Below are 5,314 nucleotides of genomic sequence, written 5' to 3'. Positions count from 1 at the left end.
AGAACGCGGTGGCCGCCGGTCTGGCCAGTCGTCTCGAGGTGCAGGTGGCCTACGCGATCGGCAAGGCCGCCCCGGTCGGGCTGTTCGTGGAGACCTTCGGCACCGAGAACGTCGACCCGCTCAAGATCCAGGCGGCCATCAACGAGGTGTTCGACCTGCGCCCGGCCGCCATCGTGCGCGACCTGGACCTGCTGCGCCCGATCTACGCGCAGACCGCGGCCTACGGTCACTTCGGCCGCACCGATGTCGACCTGCCGTGGGAGCGCACCGACCGCGCCGACGCGCTCAGGAGCGCGGCGGGCATCTGAGAGGCTGTCTGACGGCCTCGTGCTGCGTAGGTGGTCCCGGTGGTCACCCCGCGTGCGTGCGCCGAGCGGCTGCGCCGCTTGAAGGACAGTGTCGATCGTCGTCGGGTGGACTGCGGGGCGTGGTGGACCGCGCCCCGCAGCGCGTGACGGCCGTGTGGTCCAGTAGAGCTTCGAGGTCGGGGGCCGACGTGGCGCCCGCCCCTGGTGAATGGAGTATTGCAGTGCGGATTGCGGTGACCGGGTCCATCGCCACCGACCACCTCATGTCCTACCCCGGCAGGTTCGCCGAGCAGCTCGTCGCCGACCGCCTCCAGCAGGTGTCGCTGTCGTTCCTGGTGGACGAGCTGCAGGTGCGCCGCGGCGGGATCGCGGCCAACATCACCTTCGGCCTCGGCCAGCTGGGCGTGACCTCGGCCCTGGTGGGCGCGGTGGGCCGCGACTTCGATGACTACCGGTCCTGGCTGGAGCGGCATGGGGTGGACACCGCCTCGGTGCACGTGTCCGACACCAAGCACACCGCGCGGTTCCTGTGCACCACCGACACCGACCAGAACCAGATCGCCTCCTTCTACGCCGGGGCGATGGCCGAGGCCCGGGAGATCGAGCTCAAGCCGGTCGCCGACCGGCTCGGCGGGCTGGACATGGTGGTGATCTCCGCCAACGACCCGGACGCCATGCTGCGCCACACCCAGGAGTGCCGGGACCGCGGCTACCGCTTCCTGGCCGACCCGGGCCAGCAGCTGGCCCGCATGGAGGGCTCGGACATCCGCAAACTGGTGGAGGGCGCCGAGTATCTGTTCACCAACGAGTACGAGCACGGCCTGCTGCTGAAGAGCACCGGCTGGACCCACGCCGAGGTGCTGGAGCGGGTCGGTATGTGGGTGACCTCGCTGGGCCCGAAGGGCGTGCAGGCGGAGTCCCGGACGGAGCCGACGCTGGAGGTCGCGCCGCCCAAGGAGAAGCAGAAGGGCGACCCCACCGGGGTCGGTGACGCGCTGCGCGCCGGGTTCCTGGCCGGCCTGACCCACGAGCTGGGCATCGAGCGGTCGTTGCAGCTGGGCTGCACCCTGGCGACAGTGTCGCTGGAGACCGACGGGCCGCAGGAGTACGAGGTCGAGCGGGACTCGTTCCTGGCGCGCATCGACGAGACCTACGGTGAGGCTGCGGCCGCCGAGGTCGCGTCCACAATTCGCTGAGAAACGGGGAGCAGTCACGGCATGGCAGACCGGCAGAACGATCCGAGCGGGTTTCTCACCGCCATCGGCGAACGCGTCCTGGTCGCTGACGGCGGCATGGGGACCGCGTTGCAGGGCTTCGACCTGACGTTGGACGACTTCGCCAACCTCGAGGGCTGCAACGAGATCCTCAACGTGACCCGGCCTGACGTGGTGTCCTCGATCCACCGGGGCTACCTGGAGGCGGGTTCGGACGCGATCGAGACCAACACCTTCGGTGCGAACCTGGCCAACCTCACCGAGTACGACATTCCGGAGCGCATCCGGGAGCTCGCCGAGGCGGGTTCGGCGTTGGCCCGGCAGGCCGCCGACGAGTACTCCACCCCGGACAAACCGCGGTTCGTGCTCGGTTCGGTGGGGCCGGGCACGAAGCTGCCCACGCTGGGCCACGTGTCCTTCACCGCGCTGCGGGACGCCTACGTCGAGCAGGTGCTGGGCATGCTGGACGGCGGCATCGACGTGGTGCTGGTGGAGACCTCGCAGGACCTGCTGCAGACCAAGGCCGCGATCGTCGCCGCCAAGCGGGCGATGCAGCGGGCCGGACGGCGGGTGCCGATCATCGCCCAGGTCACCGTGGAGACCACCGGCACCATGCTGGTCGGCTCGGAGATCGGTGCCGCGCTGACCGCGCTGGAGCCGTTGGGCATCGACCTGATCGGGATGAACTGCGCGACCGGCCCGGCGGAGATGAGCGAGCACCTGCGGGTGCTGGCCCAGCACGCCCGGGTGCCGATCTCGGTGATGCCCAACGCGGGCTTACCGGAGCTCGGGCCCAACGGCGCGGTGTACCCGCTGCAGCCCGACGAGCTGGCCGAGGCGCTGGTCGGGTTCGTCAACGACTTCGGCGCCCGTCTGGTGGGCGGCTGTTGCGGCACCACCACCGAGCACGTGCGCGCGGTCGTCGAGGCCGTCGGTTCGCTGACGCCTCCGCCGCGCACCCCGGAGTACGTGCCGGCGGTGTCGTCGATGTACCAGTCGGTGCCGTTCGACCAGGACGCCTCGATCCTCAACATCGGCGAGCGCACCAACGCCAACGGATCGAAGGCGTTCCGGGAGGCGATGCTGGCCGGCGACTACGACACCTGCATCGAGATCGCCAAGAGCCAGACCCGCGAGGGCGCGCACATGCTGGATTTGTGCGTGGACTACGTGGGGCGTGACGGCGTGGCCGACATGCGGGAGCTGGCCGGTCGCCTGGCGACGTCCTCCACGTTACCGATCATGGTCGACTCCACCGAGCCCGAGGTGATCCGGGCCGGTCTGGAACACCTCGGCGGGCGCTGCGCGGTCAACTCGGTGAACTACGAGGACGGCGACGGCCCGGACTCGCGGTTCCAGCGGGTGATGCGGCTGGTCGCCGAGCACGGCGCGGCGGTCGTCGGGCTGTGCATCGACGAGGAGGGTCAGGCCCGCACCAAGGAGTGGAAGCTGCGGGTCGCCGAGCGGCTGATCGCCGACATCACCGGCAACTGGGGGCTGTCGGAGTCCGACATCATCATCGACTGCCTGACCTTCCCGATCTCCACCGGCCAGGAGGAGGTGCGCCGCGACGCCATCGAGACCATCGAGGCGATCCGGGAGCTCAAGCGCCGCCACCCCGAGGTGCGGACCACCCTGGGGCTGTCCAACGTGTCGTTCGGTCTGAACGCCGCGGCCCGCCAGGTGCTCAACTCGGTGTTTCTGCACGAGTGCCGGGAAGCCGGGCTGGACACCGCGATCCTCAACTCCTCGAAGATCCTGCCGATGAGCCGGATCCCCGAGGAGCAGCGCCAGGTGGCCCTGGATTTGGTCCACGACCGGCGGTCCGAGGGCTACGACCCGCTGCAGAAGCTGATGGAGCTGTTCGAGGGCAAGACGGCCAAGTCCAGCAGCGCGTCCCGGGCCGAGGAGCTGGCGAAGCTGCCGCTGTTCGAGCGGCTGGAGCGGCGCATCGTCGACGGTGAGCGCAACGGCCTGGAGGCCGACCTGGACGCGGCGATGGAGCACAAGCCGCCGCTGGAGATCATCAACGAGAACCTGCTGGCGGGCATGAAGGTCGTGGGGGAGCTGTTCGGCTCCGGGCAGATGCAGCTGCCGTTCGTGCTCCAGTCCGCCGAGGTGATGAAGGCGGCGGTGGCCTACCTGGAGCCGCACATGGAGAAGAACGACTCCGGAGGCAAGGGCAAGCTGCTGCTGGCCACCGTCAAGGGCGACGTGCACGACATCGGCAAGAACCTGGTTGACATCATCGTGTCCAACAACGGCTACGACGTGATCAACCTGGGCATCAAGCAACCGATCAACGCCATCATCGAGGCCGCCGAGAAACACCAGGTGGACGCCATCGGCATGTCCGGGCTGCTGGTGAAGTCCACGGTGGTCATGAAGGACAACCTCGAGGAGATCAACGCCCGGGGCCTGGCCCAGAAGTACCCGGTGCTGCTGGGCGGCGCGGCGCTGACCCGCTCCTACGTGGAGAACGACCTCGACGAGATCTACCAGGGTGACGTGCGTTACGCGCGGGACGCCTTCGAGGGCCTGCACCTGATGGACCGGCTGATGGCCATCAAGCGCGGTGACACCCCGGAGGAGGACGCCGCCGAGCAGGCGAGGAAGGCCGAGCGCAGGGCCCGCCGCGAGCGGTCACTGCGGATCGCCGAGAAGCGCAAGGCCGAACAGGGCGACGAACCCGGCTACGACGACACCACGCGGTCCGATGTGGACGCCGATGTCCCGGTGCCGACGCCGCCGTTCTGGGGCTCGAAGGTGATCAAGGGCGTCGCGGTCGCCGACTACCTGGCGCTGCTGGACGAGCGCGCGACGTTCTTCGGCCAGTGGGGCCTGCGCGGCGCGAAGAAGGGCGAGGGGCCGACCTACGAGGAACTCGTCGAGACCGAGGGGCGGCCGCGGCTGCGGCACTGGATCGACGAGCTGTCCACCGCGGGCATCCTGCAGCACGCGGCCGTGGTCTACGGCTACTTCCCGTGCGTGTCCGAGGGCAACCACCTCGTGGTGCTGGACAAGGAGGAACCGGACGCGCCGGAGCGCTGCCGGTTCTTCTTCCCGCGCCAGAAGCGGGACCGGCGGCTGTGCCTGGCCGACTTCTTCCGGTCCCGGGAGAAGGCCGAGCAGACCGGGCAGGTCGACGTGCTGCCGATGCAGCTGGTCACGATGGGGCAGCCGATCGCCGACTACGCCAACGAGCTGTTCGCTGGCAACTCCTACCGCGACTACCTGGAGGTGCACGGTCTCGGCGTGCAGCTCACCGAGGCGCTGGCGGAGTACTGGCACCGCCGCATCCGGCGGGAGCTGCGCTGGTCCACCGGCGGTTCGGTGGCCCAGGAGGACCCCGAGGACGTGCGGGAGTTCTTCAAGCTCGGCTACCGCGGCGCCCGGTACTCCTTCGGCTACGGCGCCTGCCCGGACATCGAGGACCGCGCCAAGATCGTCGATCTGCTGGAGGCCGAACGCATCGGCGTCGTGCTCTCCGAGGAGTTCCAGCTGCACCCCGAGCAGTCCACCGACGCGATCGTCGCCCACCACCCCGAGGCGAAGTACTTCAACACCTGAGGCCGTCGGCCGACATCCAGATGGGAATCAGAGGAAGGAAGTTGTGAGCGTGCAGGTGCAGAGGGTGAATGGTGTGGAGTTTGCTGTTCGGGATCTGTCGTTGGCGGAGGCGGGGCGGCATCAGATTCGGTTGGCTGAGCATGAGATGCCGGGTTTGATGGCGACGCGTAGGGAGTATGCGGGGTCGCAGCCGTTGCGGGGGGCGCGGATTGCGGGTTCGTT

4 protein-coding genes are annotated in these 5,314 nt (G+C 69.1%); all 4 read left to right on the top strand.

Annotated elements, in window-relative coordinates:
* The coding region (locus IEY17_RS24890) for a methionine adenosyltransferase domain-containing protein (RefSeq protein ID WP_188991902.1) at positions 1 to 308 on the top strand (308 nt) is incomplete at its 5' end.
* A 221-nt stretch (positions 309 to 529) separates the two neighbouring features.
* A complete protein-coding gene (locus IEY17_RS24885; protein ID WP_188991899.1) occupies positions 530 to 1,504 on the top strand; it encodes a carbohydrate kinase family protein in 975 nt (324 codons plus the stop codon).
* Positions 1,505 to 1,525: 21 nt separating this feature from the next.
* Positions 1,526 to 5,092, top strand: coding sequence for a methionine synthase (metH, locus tag IEY17_RS24880; RefSeq protein WP_188991897.1), 3,567 nt, complete (start codon positions 1,526 to 1,528; stop codon positions 5,090 to 5,092).
* 43 nt (positions 5,093 to 5,135) lie between these two features.
* Positions 5,136 to 5,314: adenosylhomocysteinase (locus tag IEY17_RS24875; RefSeq protein WP_188987137.1), on the top strand; the 179-nt coding region annotated here is incomplete at its 3' end.

Source organism: Saccharopolyspora thermophila (assembly GCF_014646075.1).
Lineage (GTDB): Bacteria > Actinomycetota > Actinomycetes > Mycobacteriales > Pseudonocardiaceae > Saccharopolyspora > Saccharopolyspora thermophila.
The sequence above is the reverse complement of the archived record's forward strand: the minus strand, read 5'-3'. Positions and strand labels throughout refer to the sequence as shown.